At 67.9% G+C, this 17,460-nt stretch carries 19 protein-coding genes and 1 pseudogene; 8 read left to right on the top strand and 12 right to left on the bottom strand.

The genetic code is table 11. The features are described from left to right. Window positions 1–2: 2 nt before the first annotated feature. Window positions 3–980 carry a CDF family Co(II)/Ni(II) efflux transporter DmeF gene (gene dmeF / locus R4823_RS09785; RefSeq protein ID WP_338618490.1) on the bottom strand — a complete coding sequence of 326 codons (978 nt, stop codon included), beginning with the start codon at window positions 978–980 and terminating at the stop codon, window positions 3–5. Window positions 981–1,053: 73 nt separating this feature from the next. Here dmeF and R4823_RS09780 point away from each other — a divergent pair, with 73 nt between their 5' ends. The 3 genes and pseudogenes from R4823_RS09780 to R4823_RS09770 all read left to right on the top strand — a co-directional run bounded on the left by R4823_RS09780 (window position 1,054) and on the right by R4823_RS09770 (window position 2,583). Next, window positions 1,054–1,329: a metal/formaldehyde-sensitive transcriptional repressor gene (locus tag R4823_RS09780; RefSeq protein WP_087841777.1), complete on the top strand. Its 276-nt coding sequence runs from the start codon at window positions 1,054–1,056 to the stop codon at window positions 1,327–1,329. A gap of 25 nt (window positions 1,330–1,354) precedes the next feature. Then, a pseudogene (locus tag R4823_RS09775) lies at window positions 1,355–1,729 on the top strand (YkvA family protein); the annotation flags it as partial. Between the two features lie 17 nt (window positions 1,730–1,746). Next, the gene (locus tag R4823_RS09770) at window positions 1,747–2,583 is read left to right on the top strand and encodes an arylamine N-acetyltransferase (protein WP_087841778.1); all 837 of its coding nucleotides are present in this window, start codon (window positions 1,747–1,749) and stop codon (window positions 2,581–2,583) included. Here the strand turns inward: R4823_RS09770 and R4823_RS09765 are convergent. Both R4823_RS09765 and R4823_RS09760 read right to left on the bottom strand, forming a co-directional pair. After that, the gene (locus tag R4823_RS09765) at window positions 2,555–2,968 is read right to left on the bottom strand and encodes a type II toxin-antitoxin system VapC family toxin (RefSeq protein ID WP_087841779.1); all 414 of its coding nucleotides are present in this window, start codon (window positions 2,966–2,968) and stop codon (window positions 2,555–2,557) included. The genes R4823_RS09770 and R4823_RS09765 overlap by 29 nt on opposite strands. A gap of 9 nt (window positions 2,969–2,977) precedes the next feature. Then, complete coding sequence (locus R4823_RS09760) at window positions 2,978–3,235, bottom strand: type II toxin-antitoxin system Phd/YefM family antitoxin (RefSeq protein ID WP_087841819.1); 258 nt, start codon at window positions 3,233–3,235, stop codon at window positions 2,978–2,980. Window positions 3,236–3,485: 250 nt separating this feature from the next. On the opposite strand from R4823_RS09760, the gene mutS reads away from it, so the two are divergent. Then, window positions 3,486–6,077 carry a DNA mismatch repair protein MutS gene (gene mutS / locus R4823_RS09755; protein WP_087841780.1) on the top strand — a complete coding sequence of 864 codons (2,592 nt, stop codon included), beginning with the start codon at window positions 3,486–3,488 and terminating at the stop codon, window positions 6,075–6,077. Continuing rightward, on the top strand, window positions 6,074–7,111 hold the full coding sequence (locus R4823_RS09750) for a hypothetical protein (RefSeq protein WP_338618489.1): 1,038 nt from the start codon (window positions 6,074–6,076) through the stop codon (window positions 7,109–7,111). The genes mutS and R4823_RS09750 overlap by 4 nt, the downstream gene beginning before the upstream one ends. Before the next feature lie 16 nt (window positions 7,112–7,127). Here R4823_RS09750 and R4823_RS09745 read toward each other — a convergent pair whose 3' ends face one another. Then, a complete protein-coding gene (locus R4823_RS09745; protein WP_243724628.1) occupies window positions 7,128–7,730 on the bottom strand; it encodes a peptidylprolyl isomerase in 603 nt (200 codons plus the stop codon). Window positions 7,731–7,809: 79 nt separating this feature from the next. Here R4823_RS09745 and R4823_RS09740 point away from each other — a divergent pair, with 79 nt between their 5' ends. Continuing rightward, complete coding sequence (locus R4823_RS09740; protein ID WP_338618488.1) at window positions 7,810–8,955, top strand: cupin domain-containing protein; 1,146 nt, start codon at window positions 7,810–7,812, stop codon at window positions 8,953–8,955. 22 nt (window positions 8,956–8,977) lie between these two features. Here the strand turns inward: R4823_RS09740 and R4823_RS09735 are convergent, their stop codons facing one another. The 3 genes from R4823_RS09735 to R4823_RS09725 form a co-directional block, all read right to left on the bottom strand. Continuing rightward, complete coding sequence (locus tag R4823_RS09735; RefSeq protein WP_087841783.1) at window positions 8,978–9,448, bottom strand: heme-binding protein; 471 nt, start codon at window positions 9,446–9,448, stop codon at window positions 8,978–8,980. Between the two features lie 91 nt (window positions 9,449–9,539). Next, the gene (locus R4823_RS09730; protein WP_132980413.1) at window positions 9,540–10,157 is read right to left on the bottom strand and encodes a response regulator; all 618 of its coding nucleotides are present in this window, start codon (window positions 10,155–10,157) and stop codon (window positions 9,540–9,542) included. Further along, on the bottom strand, window positions 10,154–11,758 hold the full coding sequence (locus R4823_RS09725) for an ATP-binding protein (protein ID WP_338618487.1): 1,605 nt from the start codon (window positions 11,756–11,758) through the stop codon (window positions 10,154–10,156). The genes R4823_RS09730 and R4823_RS09725 overlap by 4 nt, the downstream gene beginning before the upstream one ends. Window positions 11,759–11,896: 138 nt before the next feature. Here R4823_RS09725 and R4823_RS09720 point away from each other — a divergent pair, with 138 nt between their 5' ends. Further along, window positions 11,897–12,187 carry a metalloregulator ArsR/SmtB family transcription factor gene (locus R4823_RS09720; protein WP_087841786.1) on the top strand — a complete coding sequence of 97 codons (291 nt, stop codon included), beginning with the start codon at window positions 11,897–11,899 and terminating at the stop codon, window positions 12,185–12,187. A gap of 272 nt (window positions 12,188–12,459) precedes the next feature. After that, window positions 12,460–12,684, top strand: a complete 225-nt coding sequence (locus R4823_RS09715; protein WP_087841787.1) for a hypothetical protein — start codon at window positions 12,460–12,462, stop codon at window positions 12,682–12,684. 106 nt (window positions 12,685–12,790) lie between these two features. Here R4823_RS09715 and R4823_RS09710 read toward each other — a convergent pair whose 3' ends face one another. From R4823_RS09710 to R4823_RS09690, 5 genes are all read right to left on the bottom strand, one after another. Further along, window positions 12,791–13,573, bottom strand: a complete 783-nt coding sequence (locus R4823_RS09710; RefSeq protein ID WP_279813852.1) for an MBL fold metallo-hydrolase — start codon at window positions 13,571–13,573, stop codon at window positions 12,791–12,793. 131 nt (window positions 13,574–13,704) lie between these two features. After that, window positions 13,705–14,892 carry an outer membrane protein assembly factor BamC gene (gene bamC, locus R4823_RS09705; protein ID WP_087841788.1) on the bottom strand — a complete coding sequence of 396 codons (1,188 nt, stop codon included), beginning with the start codon at window positions 14,890–14,892 and terminating at the stop codon, window positions 13,705–13,707. 84 nt (window positions 14,893–14,976) lie between these two features. Further along, window positions 14,977–15,876: a 4-hydroxy-tetrahydrodipicolinate synthase gene (gene dapA, locus R4823_RS09700; RefSeq protein WP_087841789.1), complete on the bottom strand. Its 900-nt coding sequence runs from the start codon at window positions 15,874–15,876 to the stop codon at window positions 14,977–14,979. A gap of 171 nt (window positions 15,877–16,047) precedes the next feature. After that, on the bottom strand, window positions 16,048–16,695 hold the full coding sequence (locus R4823_RS09695) for a site-2 protease family protein (RefSeq protein ID WP_279813847.1): 648 nt from the start codon (window positions 16,693–16,695) through the stop codon (window positions 16,048–16,050). Window positions 16,696–16,759: 64 nt separating this feature from the next. Next, window positions 16,760–17,389 carry an L-threonylcarbamoyladenylate synthase gene (locus tag R4823_RS09690; protein WP_087841790.1) on the bottom strand — a complete coding sequence of 210 codons (630 nt, stop codon included), beginning with the start codon at window positions 17,387–17,389 and terminating at the stop codon, window positions 16,760–16,762. Window positions 17,390–17,460: the final 71 nt, after the last annotated feature.

Below are 17,460 nucleotides of genomic sequence, written 5' to 3'. Positions count from 1 at the left end.
GTTCACGCCAGATTGGCGCCCGCCGGAACGGTCGGCATGCGATTGACCTCCACGGTGACGTGGACCAGTTCCTCGTGGATGGCCAAGGCTTCCCGGAAATAGGAAGGCGTGGCCGGCGTATCGGTCACGATACCCAGGATGCAGGCATACTTGCCCTTGCCGACCCGCCAGACGTGGAGATCCGTGATCGTCGCCTTGAACGGGCAGGCCGCGACCACCTCGCGGATCTCGGCCACGACGGGCGCATCCATTTCCGCATCGAGCAGGACTTTTCCCGAGGCCCGCAGCAGGCCGTACGCCCAGACGGCGACCAGGCCGGCGCCGACGATGCCCATGACCGGATCCAGCCAGGCCGCCCCCCATAGCTTGCCGCCGAACAGCGCGATGATGGCCAGCACCGACGTGGCGGCATCGGCCACGACGTGCAGGTAGGCCGAACGCAGGTTCAGGTCGCTGCCGTGCTCGTGGTCGTGGTCATGCCCATGATGATGGTCATGTCCGTGGCCGTGATCGTGTCCGTGATGCCCGTCCTTCAACAGCCACGCGCAGGCGAGATTGACGAGCAGGCCGACGGCCGCGATGGCGATGGCTTGATCGTAGTGGATCGTCGCGGGGGACATCAGCCGCTGGACGGATTCGTAGAGCATCAGCGCGGCCACGCCGGCCAGGAACAGCGCGCTCGTATAACCGCCCAGCACTTCGATCTTCCAGGTCCCGAACGCAAAGCGTCCGTCGTTCGCGTAGCGCCGTGCCGCGCCGTAGGCCAGCACCGCCAGGCCCAGCGCCACGGCGTGGGAACTCATGTGCCACCCGTCGGCCAGCAACGCCATCGAATTGAACATGTAGCCGCCCACGATCTCGGCGACCATCATCGCCGCCGTGAGCAGCACCGCCCGGCGGGTGTTGCGTTCGGCCAGGGGATTGCCTTCGTCGAAGACGTGACTGTGGGTCCAATCCTGGGAAATGAGGGATGTCGACATGATGCGGCCCGTTCCGGTGTATCGTGTATATACTATACCCCAGTATAGTTCCAATGAAAGGCGACGGCCATCCATGGCACACACCCTCCACAACCAGAAGCAGCTCCTGACGCGCGTGCGCCGGATCAAGGGACAGGCCGCGGCCCTGGAGACCGCCCTCACCCAGGAAGCCGGCTGCGTGGCGATCCTGCAGCAGATCGCCGCGATACGTGGCGCGGTGAACGGGCTGATGGCCGAGGTGCTGGAAGGGCACATCCGCGAACACCTGGGCCGTGCCGACGTACCCGCCGACGTCCGCGCGGCCGACCTGGAAGAAGTCGTGGCCGCCGTGCGGTCCTACATGAAGTGACGCCTGGACACGCGCCATGATCAAGCGGATGAAGCAGTGGGCCCGGCGCATCAAGCAGGACGTCGTCGCGGTCTGGCTGGCGGCCCGGGATCCCCGCACCCCCTGGATGGCCAAGGTGCTCGCCCTGCTGGTGGCCGCCTATGCGGTCTCCCCCATCGACCTCATTCCCGACTTCATCCCCGTGCTGGGATACCTGGACGACCTCATCATCGTTCCGCTCGGCATCCTGCTGGTGGTGCGCCTCATCCCCGCCGGCCTGATGGCCGAATTCAGGCGGTCGGCCGCGGACATGTCGAGCCGGCCGGTCAGCCGGGTGGCCGCGGCCGTGTTCATCGCGGTTTGGATACTCGCCGCGGCGCTACTCCTGTTAGTCTTCTTCCAGAAGGCGGCATCCGCCTGACTCGACAAGGAGACCCGGTGGGCAATACGTTCGACATCGACGCGTACCTGGCACGGCTCGGATACCAGGGCTCCACGGCCCCTTCCCTCGCGACGCTGGACGCGCTGACCAGCGCCCACTCGCAATCCATTCCGTTCGAGAACCTGGACGTGCTGCTGCGCCGGCCCATCCACCTCGAACCCCAGCGCCTGTACGACAAGCTCGTCACCGCGCGCCGCGGCGGCTATTGCTTCGAGCTGAACGGCCTGTTCCTGGAACTGCTCGCGCAGCTGGGCTTTGCCGCGCGCCCCCTGGCGGCGCGAGTGCGCCTGGGCACGACCGATCGCAGCATCATGGTTCAACGCACGCACCTGACGCTGGCGGTGACCCTGGACGGGCAGGACTGGATCACCGATGTCGGCGTCGGCGCGACCTCGCTCACGCGCGCCCTGCGCCTGGAGGATGGCCTGATCCAGGCCACGTCCCACGACGAGCGGCGCCTGGTGCGCGAGGACGGCAGGTGGTACCACCAGGTGCAGCATGCCGGCCAGTGGGTCGACGTCTACGAGTTCACCGGCGAGGACATGCCCATGGTCGACCGCGAGGTGGCGAACTGGTACACCAGCACGCATCCCGCTTCGCACTTCCTGCAAGGACTCACAGCGGCGCGTGTACTGCCCAAGGGTCGCCGGGTGACCTTGTCCGGCAAGGTCCTGAAATTCCGCGCGGCCGACGGCCATGCCCGGGAACAGGAACTGGACGGCCCGCAGGCGCTCCAGGCGGCGCTGCGTGAACATTTCGGGATCGATCTGCCCATCGACGCGCTGCGGACGATCCCGCTGGAAGTCACCCCGCCTTCGCCTCGAACGGATTGAAAACCTCCACCCCAAAGGGAGCGAAATCGCCGGCGTTGCGTGTCACCACTACCAGTTGGTGCTGCTGCGCGGTGGCAGCAATCATCGCATCCTCATACAGCGTGTCGGAGCGCCGGTGCATCAGTCGCGCCCAGCGCCTGAAGGTTTCCGCATCCATGGGCAGGACGTTGTACGAGGCAGCCACCAGATCGGCCCAGCGAGCGATTTCGTCGGCCTTGTCCGGATCCTGGTCGCGCGTCAGTTCGATGCCGGCCTCAATCTCTCCCAACGTGACCGCAGACAGATAAAGGTCGCCATCGGCAATGGACCGGAGCCAGGCGACGACGGCGCCATGCGGGCGCGGCCGTCGCAATTCGGAAATGACGTTAGTGTCCAGCAGATACATGCGGCGCGCTCAGCGAATAGGCGCAATGCGTCGGCGCCGTGCCGCCCCACGTGGCGGCACGAGGCACTCCGTACGTGCGGTATCCGAAAGCAGCAGTTCCTTCAACGACGGCTTGGCCGCTGCACGCAGGCGTTTCCATTCGGCGGCGGGGACGAGCACCGCGGCTTCGGCTCCACGCTTGGTCACCATCTGCGGTCCCTCCGAGAGACACGCCTCAAGAAACTCGCTGAAGCGCGCCTTTGCGTCCTGTATGGCCCAGCTTTTCATGATGCAGCACCCCATAAAAGACTAGTCATCTGACTAGTTTACAACTTGACTCCATCTCCTACAATCGATCCGTGGCAATCTGTCTCATACTCGCTGGTAGTCGACAGCCCTCACTACAATGCCATATTTGGCAGGGACAGCACTCCGCTTTCCAGTAGAACCTGGTCAAAGTTGTCCATTGCTCTCATCCAGCGCCTCACGAACTTATTGATTTTTAATGAAAGAATCGGATACCAGCGCACACACCCCCATGATGCAGCAGTATCTCCGCCTGAAGGCCGAAGCCGGCCCTCTGCTGCTGTTCTACCGCATGGGCGATTTCTACGAGCTGTTCTACGACGACGCGGAAAAGGCCTCGCGTCTGTTGAACCTGACGCTCACCACCCGCGGCGCCTCCAATGGCGTGCCCATACGGATGGCGGGCGTGCCATTCCATGCCGTCGAACAATACCTGGGCAGGCTGGTCAAGCTGGGCGAATCGGTCGCGATCTGCGAGCAGATCGGCGATCCCGCCACGTCCAAGGGACCGGTGGAACGCCGGATCGTCCGCATCGTGACGCCCGGCACGCTGACCGACGAGGCCCTGCTTCCGGCCAAGGCCGACCGCGCCGTCGCCGCGGTCCAGCCGGGCAACGGCAAGACCGGCCGCGTGGGCATCGCCTGGCTGAACCTGGCCAGCGGTGAATTCCGATTGACCGAATGCGCGCCCACCCTGCTGGCGAGCGAGCTGCACCGCATCGCGCCGGCGGAAGTGATCCTGGCAGAAGGCCAGCCGCTGCCGGTCGATTTCAGCGCCCCCATCAGCCCGGTTCCGGTCTGGCACTTCGAAACCAGCGGTGCCCGCCAGCAATTGCTGAACCACTTCGGCACGGACTCGCTGGCCGGATTCGACGTCGAGGACATGCCCGAGGCGATCTGCGCGGCCGGCGCGCTGTTGCGCTATGTCTCGAACACGCAGTCCCAGGCGCTGGCGCACGTGCAGCAGCTGACCGCCGATCGCGCCAGCCAGTACGTGCTGCTCGATCCCGTCACCCGCCGCAACCTGGAGTTGACCGAAACCCTGCGCGGCGAAGAGTCCCCCACGCTGTTCTCGGTGCTGGACCACTGCCAGACGCCCATGGGCAGCCGGCTGCTGCGCCGCTGGCTGCACCACCCGCTGCGCGACAACGCCCCTGCGGCGGCCCGCCTGCGCGCCATCGAGACCTTGCTCGATGGCGGCGATCCGCGCCTGCTGCAGGACGCGCTGGCGCCGCTTCCCGATGTGGAGCGCATCTCCGCGCGGGTGGCCCTGCGCTCGGTGCGGCCGCGGGAGCTGGCCAGCCTGCGCGATGCGCTGGCGCTGCTGCCTGGGCTGCACGCCATGGTACTGCGCCTGGCCGGCGAAGGCTCGATGCTGTCGGCCGATCCCCAGGCGCGGCTGCCCGAACTGGCAGCCCAGCTCGCGCCCGATCCCGCCATCGGCGAGCTGCTGGCGCGCGCCATCGCCGCCGAACCGGGCGTCAATGTGCGCGACGGCGGCGTGCTCGCCGCAGGCTTCGATGCCGAGCTCGACGAACTGCGCGCGCTGGAATCGCACAGCGGCGACTTCCTGGTGCAATTGGAGAAACGCGAGCGGGAACGCACGGGCATCGCCAACCTGCGCGTGGAGTTCAACCGGGTGCACGGTTTTTTCATCGAGGTCACGCGCGGCCAGACCGACAAGGTCCCCGACGACTACCGCCGCCGCCAGACGCTCAAGAACGCCGAACGCTACATCACTCCCGAACTCAAGACCTGGGAAGACAAGATCCTGTCCGCCCAGGACCGCGCGCTGGCGCGCGAGAAATGGCTGTACGAGCAATTGCTGGACACGCTGGCGCCGCACGTGCGCGCGCTGACGCGAACGGCCGCGGCGCTGGCCGAGATCGACGTGCTGGCCGCCCTCGCCTTCCATGCCCGCAACAACGACTGGGTCGCGCCCGAGCTGCTGGATACGGCCGAGATCCATATCGAACAGGGCCGCCATCCGGTCGTGGAACGGGTCATCGAGCGCTTCACGCCCAACGATTGCCGGCTGGCGCAGACCCGGCGCATGCTGCTGATCACCGGTCCCAACATGGGCGGTAAATCGACCTACATGCGGCAGACCGCGCTGATCGTGCTGCTGGCGCGCATCGGCAGCTTCGTGCCGGCGCGGGCTGCGCGCATCGGCCGCATCGATCGCATCTTCACCCGCATCGGCGCCGCCGACGACCTGGCGGGCGGACGCTCCACCTTCATGATGGAGATGATCGAGGCCGCCGCCATCCTGGCATCCAGCACGTCCGACAGCCTGGTGCTGATGGACGAGATCGGCCGCGGCACCTCGACCTACGACGGCCTTGCGCTGGCCTGGGCGATCGCCTTCCAGCTCGTATCGCAGAATCGCGCGCTGACCCTATTCGCCACGCACTATTTCGAACTGACGCGCCTGCCCTCGGTACGCCCCGAGGTCGCCAACGTCCACCTGGCCGCGGCGGAGTCGCACAAGGGAATCGTGTTCCTGCACGAGGTGCGCGAAGGCCCCGCCAGCCGCAGCTACGGCATCCAGGTCGCGCAGCGCGCGGGCATTCCCGCCGCGGTCGTGCGCATGGCGCGGCGCGAGCTGGAGAAGCTGGAGACGCAGGGAGCCCAGGTCCCGCAGATGGCGCTGTTCGCGCCGCCGCAAGACGAGGCGGCCCAGGCGCAGGAAATGGAGCAGGCACGGGATCACGCCATGGAGGCCGTGCGGGACGCACTCGATGGCATCGACCCGGACCGCCTCAGCCCGCGCGAGGCGCTGGATGAACTCTACCGGCTCAAGAGCCTGGCCCAGCCGCAATGACCGCCACGCCGCCACGCCCGCTTTCCTGGCCCCGCTTTCTGCTGGCGGCGGCACTGGCGTGCGCGTCCATGGCGCCGGCGGCGGCCGCCACCAACGCCGAATCGGGCTATGCGGCCCGCCATGGTTTTGCCTTCGCCCTGCTGGGCGGGGTGCCCGCGCATGACGGCGAGGAAGCGGCCGTTGCCCAGGCGCTGGCGCAGTTCGGCACCGAGACCGACCTGGCCATCCATACCGGCAACATCAAGGGCCGCGACGAGCGCTGCGACGACAAGACCTATGCCCGCCGGCACGCGCTGCTGGACGGCAGTCCCGTCCCGCTGGTGCTGGTTCCGGGCGAAAACGACTGGGCCGAGTGCGACCGCCCCGCCGCCGGGCAGTTCGGGCCCGTCGAACGCCTGAACCGGCTGCGCGAGCTGTTTTTCGATCCGGACGATTCGCTGGGCATGCTCAAGCTGGACCTGCAGCGCCAGAGCGAGACCGCCCGCTTCCGCGGCTATCCCGAGAACGCGCGCTGGGAATACGGAGACGTACTGTTCGTCACGCTGAACATCCCGGGCAACCAGAACAATTACCGCACGGGAGCCGGGCGCAACGGCGAATACGAGGAAAGGATCCAGGCCGATGCCTCGTGGCTGCGGCAGGCCTTCGCCGCCGCCACGCGGCTCAAGGCGCGCGGCCTGGTCCTGGCCTTTTCCGCCGACCCGCATTTCGAGGGCCGGCACACCGTGGCCGGCGGCGTGGATCCCTACGCCACGCTCAAGACCGACCTGGCCCGGCTGGCCTCCAAATATGCCGGCCAGGTCCTGGTCGTGCACGGCGGCGGCACGTCGCCCGACCGGCATCGGCCCGGCCATGCCCTGGCGGATCACCCGGTCAAGTTCAACGGCAAGACCCTGCAGAACGTCGCGCGCGTCGCGATGCCGGCCGCCCCCGGGCCCGCTCATTGGCTCAAGGTGAGCGTGGAGCCGGGCAACCGGGATGTCTTCCGGATAGAAAACGCCAACACGGTGCTGCGCCCCCCGCAGCCCCGCTAACGCCGGACGCGGCGGCTCAATGCAGGGTGCCGGGATTGCGGCGGGCCTCGATCAGCGCGTCCAGGACATCGTCGCTCTCGTCCTCGCTGTCGGCGTACCCTTGCTCGATCTCCTCCTGGTCGGCCGGGCGGACCTCCAGCAGCTTGATCCGTACGCGCAGCGCCATGCCCGCGTAGGGATGGTTGGCGTCGAGCACCACCTTGTCGTCGGTCAGGTCCGTGACGGAGAAGATCAGCGCGTTCTCGTCGCCCTCGCCGTCGTCGGGCTCGACCTCGGTTTCCTCGTCGTCCCCGGTATCGCCAGGCACGCCTTCGAACTGCATGCCCACCTCGATCGGCTCCGGAAAGCGCGAACGCGGTTCGACCCGCAGCAGTTCCGGGTCGTAGTCGCCGAACGCGTCGCTCGGCTCGAGGTGGAAAGTCTGCTCGAAACCGGCGGTCTTGCCCTCCAGGCCGTCGTCCAGGCGGGGCAGCAGGCTGTCGAGCCCGCGATAGAGGAAGCTCACGGGGCCACCGCTGTCATCGAGCGCTTCCCCGTCCGTGCTCATGATCCAGAACTCGACCGTGACGACGGTATTCTCGCCGACGGCCAGGGACGGATCGCTGTTGGAAGCGGTCATAATCTTGGTTTCCCGTATACGTTGGATGGCCTTTCATTCTACAGGCTGGCCCCGCCCCTCCCGGACGCAAAGCATTCCCATGACACCCGACCTTCCCACCCGCCTCCTGGGCGGCCTCTCGCCATCCCGGTTCATGCAGCGCCACTGGCAGCGCAAGCCGCTGTTGATACGCGGCGCCTTCGAGAATTTCCGGCCGCCGCTCTCCATCGCCCAGGTCAAGCGGCTGGCCCGCCGCGACGACGTCGAATCCCGGCTGGTGTGGCGCGAGCAAGGCGCGTGGCAGATGGAGCACGGCCCGTTCGGGCGGCTGCCCTCCGCGCGCGAACCGGAATGGACGCTGCTGGTCCAGGGCGTGAACCTGCACGACGACGCGGCGGCCAACCTGATGGCGCCGTTCCGCTTCATTCCCGATGCGCGGCTGGACGACGTGATGATCAGCGTCGCCACCGACCGCGGCGGCGTCGGTCCGCACTTCGACAGCTACGACGTGTTCCTGCTGCAGGCCAGCGGACGCCGGCGCTGGCGCATCGGCCGCCAGCGCGACCTGGAGCTGGATCCGGACGCGCCGCTCAAGGTGCTGCGCCGTTTCGAGCCCACCGAGGAGTTCGTGCTGGAAGCGGGCGACATGCTGTACCTGCCGCCCGCCTACGCCCACGACGGCATCGCCGAAGGCGACGACTGCATGACGATTTCCATCGGTTTCCGCTCGCCGTCGCTGGCCGAACTGGCGCGCGGCATGCTGGAGTTCGCGTCCGAATCTCTGACCGAGCGCCTGCCGTCGGCGCTGCGGGGTCACTACAAGGACGCCGGCCAGCCCGCGGCAAGGCAGCCCGCGGCCCTGCCCGAGGCCATGGTCGAGGCCGCGCTGGCCGCCGTATCGGCGGTGAAGTTCGACGCCGCGCTGGCCGCACGCTACCTGGGCCGCTGGTTGACCGAGCCCAAGCCGGAGGTCGTGTTCGATGCTCCCGACCCCGCGACGCTGCCCGACCTGGAAGCGGACTGGCCGTCATCGGGCGAACTGGTGCTGGATCGCCGCACGCTGATGATCCACCGGGGACGGATGCTGTTCATCAACGGCGAAAGGGCCGAGGTCGATGCGACCCCGGCCCTTCGTGGACTGGCGGACCTGCGCCGCCTGGCGTGCGTCTCGGCGAAGCCGGACGACGGCGAACGCGCGGCCCTGCAGGAGTGGCTGGAAGCGGGTTGGCTTCGCTACGACTCCTGAAGCCAGGGCCCGCCAATCTTGCCTACTTGCGCGCGGCCAGCGCGACGTTGATGCATTCCTCGTCCAGGTTGCCGCCCGGCGCGCCGCCGACGCCGATCGCGCCGATGGTGTCGTTGCCGACCTTGATGGGCACGCCGCCCGCCAGGATCAGGAAGTCGTTGATCGCCACCAGTTGGCGCGCGCCGGGGTTGTTCTCGATGGCATTGGCCAGCGCCGAGGTGGGAGCGCGCATCGTCAGCGAGGTATAGGCCTTGCGGCGCGAGGCATCGGCGGTGTGCGGGCCGGACAGGTCGGACCGCAGCATGGCCAGCACGTTGCCGCCGCGATCGACCACGGTGGCGGCGACCTGGTAGTTCTTGGCCGCGCAGGCTTGCACGGCGGCCTGGGCCAGCTCGGTGGCCTGGGACAGCGTCAGCGACGCGGGCGTTTGCGCGTAGGCGCTGGAACCGGCGCAGGCCGCCAGGACGAACAGGGTCTTGAGCAGACGGGACATCGTTTTTTCCTCCTGTGGAATCGACACCCGCAGTGTGCCGGCGCGCAGGCCGGCCGCCCATCGTGCCCGCTACGCACCGGCATCCGTAGCCCTACGGATGCCCTCCCGGTCCCGGCTCCTGGCTGGCCTGCGCCAGGCGGGCGAACTCGACCACCGACGTACTGCCTATCTTCTCGGAGATATGGGCGCGATGGGTCTCCACCGTGCGCGGAGACAGCTCCAGCGCCGCGGCGATCTCCTTGGTGGCATAGCCCTGCGCCACCAGCGCCAGGACCTGGCGCTCGCGCTCGGTCAGGCGCGCGAGCAAGGCGCGCTGCTCGTCCTGCTCGCGATAGCGGGCCAGCGCGGCAAAGGCGGCGTTGATCGCCTCCATCAGCACGTGCTCGTCCACCGGCTTGCTCAGGAAATCCACCGCCCCCGCCTTGAAGGCTCGCCGGCATGCCTGCATGTCGCCATGGCCGGTCAGCAGGACGATGGGCCAGCCGCAACCCGACTCCTGGAGCTTCTGCTGCAGTTGCAGGCCCGTGATGGCCGGCATGCGCAAGTCCAGCACGATGCAGCCCGGCTCCAGCTCCGGCTGGCGGGACAAGAAATCCAGCGGATGGGCGAAGGTCTCCACGCGCAGGCCATACGTGGACAGCAACAGCGCCACCGCGTCGCGCACGGCGCGGTCGTCGTCGACCAGATAGACGGGGGGTTGGGAGGTCACGCCGTGGGCTCCTGTGGGGTTCGCCGGTCCCTGGCCAGCGGCAGCAGCACGGTGAACCGGGCACCGCCCTGGGGCCGGTTGGCCGCCGAGATGCTGCCGTCGAAATGGTGGACGATGCTCTCGCAAATGGCCAGGCCCAGCCCCATGCCGTCCGCCTTGTCGGAACGGAAGGGCTCGAAGACGTGCGGCAGCATGTCCGGCGCCACGCCCGGGCCGTCGTCGCTGACCACGATGCGGGCCATGCCCTCGCTCTCGTCGAGGCTCAGCACGATGCGCCGCCTTTCCAGCGGAACCACGGCCAGCGCATCGGCGGCGTTGCGGATCAGGTTGTACATGACCTGCCCCGCCTGCACCCGGTCCACCCACGCGACGGGCGCCGGCTGGGTCGCCTGCGTTTCAAGCCGCACGCCGCGGGCCGACAGGTCCGCTCCCATCAGCGCCACCATGTCGGCCGCCACCTCGCCCAGGTCGCAAGCCTGCGCCGCCGGCGGGTGGGCGCCGACGTAAGCGCGCATGCGGGCCAGGATGTCCGCGGCCCGGCGGGCCTGCTGCACGTTGGCTTCCAGCACGCGGCGCATGGCGTCCGGCTCCGTACCGGGCAGGCCGGCAAGGCGCAGCGCGGCCTGGCTCTGGCTGAGCAGCGCGGTCAGCGGCTGGTTCAGCTCGTGCGCGATTCCCGAGGCCATTTCTCCCATCGCATTGACCCTCGCCGCGTGCGCCAGGGTGGCTTCCTGCTTGCTCAGCCGACCGGCCTGGCGGGCCCGCTCGGCATCGCCCCGTGCCTGCACGGCACGGAGCCGCTGCACGGCCAGCAAGGCCGCCAGCGCCAGCAGCGCCAGGGACACCAGGACCAACAGGGCCAGCGGCCGGCCCAGTGCCAGGTCGCCCCACCCCGGATGGCGGGACAGCCGCAGCATGATGGGCTGGCCGGCGTTTTCCAGCATGCGTACCGCCGCCATGGCGGGCGGATGCAGCCCCTTCCGTGGCGGGGCCGCGCCATGGTCGATCCCGGCCGCCGCCCCGTCCAGGCGCAGGGCCAGCCGCGTCCCCATGGGCAATTCATCGGCCGCGACCAGCTCGGCCAGGTCTACGGTCAGCACCAGCGCCAGTTGACCCGCCGCGGGGGGCAATCGCTTGACCAGCAGATAGCGGGGCTGGCCCGGCTCCGGCACCGTGCTGACCGGCCGCCCCGGCTGGGCCGCGGCGATCACCGCGCCCAGGCGTTGCGGCTCCAGGGGCGGGAGGCCCGACCGGCGGCTGGACACCAGCGTGCGCCAGCCAGCCTGGGACGACGGTTGTTCCCAACCGATCAGGTCCACTCCTTCGATGCGTGGATAGAAAGCGCGGATGGCGCCCGCCACCTGCCTGATCTCCTCGAGCAGGATTCGGTCCGATCGCTGCGCCAGCGCCGCCATGCTGGTCAGGTGGGCGTCGTGCTGCGCGATACGCTGCGACACGAGCCCGGCCACGGCGTCGGCCGCGCCGTCCAGGTCCGCGCGCAACCGGTCCAGCGCCTGGCGATACAGCACGACGGCTCCGGCCAGCACCAGCACCAGCCAGGCCCCCGCCAGGACCACGGCCATCGCGGATTGACGTTTCATCATGGGTGCAGATAGTACTTGCAGGCGCCCCGCCACGCTCGCCTCCCGCTCGGAATCCCCATGCCGGCAGGCATATCGGAGACTGGCGATCTATAATTCGATCCATGGCGATATTCTTCGCCCATTCAGTCTTCCGCCATGGATCTCGACGCCACCATCAAGGCGCTGGCGCATCCGGTGCGACGCGACATTCTGCAGTGGCTCAAGGAGCCCGAACGCCATTTCGCGGGGCAGGAACACCCGCTCGAAGTCGGCGTCTGCGCCGGAATGTTCGAACGTTGCGGCCTGTCCCAGTCGACCGTTTCCGCCCACCTGGCCACCCTGCAGCGCGCCGGTCTCGTCACGACCCGGCGCATCGGGCAATGGGTGTTCTACAAGCGCAATGAAGAAGCCATCGCCACGCTGCTCGATCAGTTGCGCAAGCTCTGACTGCGCGGGAAATTCCCGGCGCGGCGGGTCGAAATGTTGCGTCAAAAACCACAAACCGAAACCCTTGCGCACATTATTGACCAATCGGATACACAAATTGCTTACGCAAATCTTACTTCCAGCTTCCACCATGGAAAATACCTAGAGACGCTGATAGAATTTACCCGTGCTCGAATAACGGCAGACACAGCAGCCCTTGTTTGGGTAATAACGGGAAATAGCGCTATTTCTGGTTTGTGTATTACGACTGACACCTCAAAGGAAAAGAGATCATGAAGAAGACCCTGCTCCTGGCCTCGCTGCTGGCAATCGCTCTGTCGGCTTGCGGCAAGAAGGAAGAAACCGCTCCGGCCCCCGCCGAGTCGACCCCTCCCGCCGCCACCACCCCGGCTGAGCCCGCCCCCGCCCCGGCCGAACCCGCTGCTCCGGCTCCCGCCGAGCCCGCCGCTCCGGCCGACCAGGCCCCTGCCGCCCCGGCTCCCGCCCAGCAGCAGTAAGTCGAATGCGGAAACCCGGCCGGCCCCGCCGGCTCCGGGTTCCTGCCAATCGACGGCCGCATGCGCGGCCAAGAAAAAGCCCGTAGTTATGAACTGCGGGCTTTTCTCATTGACTCAGCGTCACCCAATCGAACCCGGTGTCCTGGTCCGCCACGCCGATCTCCTGGGGCTGCCAACCCAATATCGGCGCAAGCGCCGAGCGCGCCAGTTCCGGCACATTGTTTTTCTTGCTCAGATGCGCCGCGTGCAGGAACTTCAGGCGCGACCGGTCCATCACGCGCAGGATGTCGGCCGCCGCCGCATTCGACAGGTGGCCGTAGCGGCCGGCTATCCGGTATTTCAGCGAAACGGGGTAATCGCTGCGCGCCAGCATGTCCGGGCAATGATTGCATTCCAGCACCAAGGCATCGCAGCCGGACAGCGTCCGGTGAACGTGCGGCGTGCCCTCGCCCAGGTCCGTCAGCACGCCCAGCCGCCACTGGCCGTCGTCCAGCACATACTGCACCGGCTCGCGGGCGTCGTGGGGCACCGGAAACGGCTGCACGCGCAAGCCGCCGATGGCAAAGGCGGTGTGGCTGTCGCAGCAGACGGCGGTCATGCCTTCGGGGATGCGGGCGGCAACGGCCGCACGCGTGCCCGTGGTCAGATGCACCGGAATGCCATGGCGGCGGGCCAGGCGGAACACGCCGCCGATGTGGTCGCCATGCTCGTGCGTCACCAGGATGCCGTTCAGGGATGAAGGCTCGATGCCACGGCCGAGCAGGCGCCTTTCGACCTCCCTCAACCCGAACCCGCAATCGATCATGACGCGGGTCACCGACAGCCCTTCCCTGGCCTCGACGACGAGGGCATTGCCCTCGCTGCCGCTGCCAAGACTCGTATAGCGCATGAAGCCCACCTAGGAAATCCACCCCCGGGCGGCCTGCGACCGCTCCCCCTCCAGGGGGCGGCGCTGGCGGACCGGCAAAGCCGGATCCGCGGCGCCCTGGATCAGACGGGACTCATGGCCGACCCCAACCATTACTTCAGCTGGTTGGACAGGACGTTCAGGATACGCCGGCCGGTGGCGGTGTTCTCGGGCGCCCCCTGCGCGTTCAGCACGGTGACCTGGGTACGGTCATTGGAGGTGACCAGTTTCACGCGGTACTGCGGACGGGTCTCGGGCTTGTCGCTGCCGCGTCCGAACAGGCGGCCGAAGAAGCCCGGCTTGCTGTCGGTGCTGGCCGCGTCGGTATCGACGTAGCGGACGTAGTAGACACCCTCGGCGCGGTTGCGGTCCTCGACGGTGAAGCCGCCACGGTCCAGGGCCAGGCCCACGCGGCGCCAGGCACGATCGAACGGCTCGGCGATCTGCAGGGCACCGGTGTCGCCCGAGCCGGTCACCAGTTGCGGCGCCGCGCCGGTGGCCACGGGCGCCGCATTGGTCACGGCCGCCTTGGCACGGTCGAAATCGGCGCCCAGGCGGACCATCAGGCGGCTCAGCATTTCTGCTTCCAGGCCCGGGTCGTTGGGACGCGAGGTCCAGGTGGTCTGGCTCTTCTCCGCGCCGGTCAGCACCTCGACCGCGCCGCGATGGCTGATGTAGATCTCGGTGCTGTTGCCCACGCGCTCGAGGCGGGTGCGGAACATGTCGCGTTCGCCGGTGGACCACAGCGAATCGAAGACCTTGCCGATGGTGTTGCGGATGAAGTCCTGCGGGATCTTCGCCCTGTTCTCGGCCCAATCGGTTTCCATCACGCCGGCCTGGGGCAGGTCTTCGCGCATCAGGAAGCCCAGGTCCTGCCAGAACTGGCGCACGACCGGATAGAGCTGCTCGGGCGAGCGATCGACGACCACCAGCCAGCGCTGGTCGCCATCGCGTTCCACGCGCATGTCCGAACGCTCGGGCAGCACGTTGCTGGCGGCCGGCTGCCGGGTTTCAGGCTGGGCCGTGGAGTAGCTGGAGAAGGTCGTGGTCGAGGGCGCCGGCGGCGTCGACCCGGAAGAGGTCTGGGAGGGGATCTGGAACCGGTTGTCGGTGGGAAGCTGCGTCAGGTCGGGAGGCACTTCCAGCTTGGCCGAGGGCGGCTTGGATGCGCTCTTGTAGTCGATGGACTCTTCCTTGCCCAGCAACTGGTTGACGCTGCTGCAACCCGCGAACAGCACGGACAGGGAAATCAGCGCCGGCAGGACCGCCACGCGCGGCAAACTCGTACGAACTGCATTCATTGATGGGTAACTCCTGAAGCCACCGCCGGCCCATGCGGGGTCCGGCGGGTCATGTCGGGGCGAAACATGGGGGGCGTGTGGGGTTCAGATCTCGACACCGGCCGCCTTGAGCGCCTCGCGCACCGCAGCGTGGTGCTGCGCGCCGAGTTCGGTCATGGGCAGGCGATATCCCAGCGCCGTGCGTCCCATCCGGGCCAGGGCCCACTTGACGGGAATGGGATTGGGTTCGAGGAAGAGGTTGCGGTTCAGCAGCGCCAGGCGCTGATTGATCCGGGCGGCCAGGCGGGCATCGCCGGCCAAGGCCGCCACGCAAAGCTCATGCATCAGGCGCGGCGTGACGTTCGCGGTGACCGAGATGTTGCCCCGGGCCCCCAGCAGCATCAGCGCCGCCGCCGTGGGATCGTCGCCGCTGTAGATCGCGAAACCCTCGGGTACCTGGCCAAGCAGCAACGCGCCCCGGCCGATATCGCCCGTGGCGTCCTTCAGGCCGACGATGCCGGGCACCTGCGCCAGGCGCACCGTGGTCTCGCCCGCCATGTCGCAGCCGGTGCGGCCCGGCACGTTGTACAGGATCATGGGCAGGTCGACCGCCTCGGCGATGGTCTTGAAGTGCCGGTACAGGCCTTCCTGCGTGGGACGGTTGTAGTAAGGCACCACGGACAGGCCGGCATCGGCGCCGACCTTCTTGGCCGCCTCGGTCAGCTCGATGGCTTCCGCCGTGGAGTTGGCGCCGGTACCGGCGATGACCGGCGCGCGGCCCGCCACGTGCTGGACGGCAAAGCGGATCAGTTCGACATGCTCGTCCACCGACACGGTCGGCGATTCGCCCGTCGTTCCCACCACCACGAAGCCATCGGTGCCCTCAGCCAGGTGCCAGTCGAGCAAAGCCCGGAAGGCCTCGAAATCGAGCTTCCCGTCTGGCTGCATCGGAGTGACGATTGCGACGATGCTGCCTTCAATAGGAGTGCGAGATGTGGTTGCCATACGCTGCCAGGGTGACCCGAAACGGGACGACGAAAAGGGAAATCAATGGAGTATACCGCCTGTAGAGGCTCGCTCCTACGCCGCGCGCGCCTCCCAGGAAACCGCGGATCCGGCTCCGCCGGTCCGCCGGTTTCGCCCCCTGGGGGGCGCGCGTCAGCGCGTAGGGGGGGGTCACAGAAACAATCGAACGATGGCGTCACCCAGGGCGAGCATGGGCTGGACCAGGAAGCCCAGCATGCCGGTCATCAGCAGCACGAGCAGGATCATCATGCCGTAGGGCTCGATCTTGGAGTATTTCCACGCCAGGCCGTGCGGCAGCAGGCTGAAGACGATGCGGCCGCCATCCAGTGGCGGAATGGGCAGGAGGTTCAGGGCCATCAGCATCAGGTTGACCTGTACGCCCGCCACCGCCATGGCGACGAAGAAGGTCTCGTCCACGCCGGACTGGACCATGAGCTTGAGCCCTACCGCCCAGATGATGGCCATGACGAGGTTGATGCCGGGGCCGGCGGCGGCCACCCACAGCATGTCCTGCTTGGGCCGGCGCAGGCGGCCGAAGTCGACGGGCACGGGCTTGGCCCAGCCGAACAGCAGGCCCGCCCCGCCCAGCAGCTTGCTGGTCAGCAGGATGACCGCCGGCACCAGCAGGGTGCCGATCGGATCGATGTGCTTGATCGGATTGAGCGTCACGCGCCCGGCCTGGGTGGCCGTATCGTCCCCGAACATGCGCGCCACGTATCCGTGGGCGGCCTCGTGCAGGGTAATGGCGAAGATCAACGGGATCGCATAGACCGCGATTGTCTGAATGATGGAATCCATCGCGGCATTGTAGCGGCAGAGCATGGCCGTCCGGCGACGGCCATGCGCTTTTCCGGACCGGGGATTACCCCGCGATGCCGAGGGTGGCGGGGTCGCCCCGGCCACGGCGCACGACCTCCGGCTCCGGGCCGGTCAGGTCCACCACGGTGGTCGGTTCGAAGGGACAGGCGCCCCCATCGACCACCGCCGCCAGTTCATGTTCGTAGCGCTCGCGTATCTGCTCGGCGTCGTTGAGCGGCTCGTCCTCGTTGGCGGGAATCAGCGTGCTGGACAACAGCGGCGCGCCCATTTCCTCCAGCAGGCACAGCGCGATCGGATGGTCCGGCACGCGTATGCCTATGGTCTTGCGCGAAGGGTGGGACAGCCGGCGCGGCACCTCGCGCGTGGCCTCGAGGATGAACGTCCAGGGGCCGGGCGTGGCGGCCTTCAGCAACCGGTATTGCTGGTTGTCGACGTGGGCGAACTGGCCGATCTCGGCCAGGTCACGGCACAGCACCGTCAGGTGGTGCCGCTCGTCCACGCCACGCAGGCGCCGAAGCGCCTCGGCGGCATGCTTGTCGTCCAGCGGCGCCACCAGGGCATAGCTGGAATCGGTGGGGATGGCCACCAGCCCGCCGGCGCGGATCAGCTGCACCGCCTGCTTGAGCAGGCGCAGTTGGGGATTCTGAGGATGAACCGAGAAAAACTGTGCCACGTCGACCGACCCTCGCAAACATCGACCACGCCCGGAAACCGTCCGGGCACCTTGTCGCCGGAGCCCGGCGG

The organism is Pigmentiphaga sp. CHJ604 (assembly GCF_036972535.1).
GTDB lineage: Bacteria > Pseudomonadota > Gammaproteobacteria > Burkholderiales > Burkholderiaceae_B > Pigmentiphaga > Pigmentiphaga daeguensis.
This window is presented reverse-complemented; position numbering and strand designations above follow the sequence as displayed.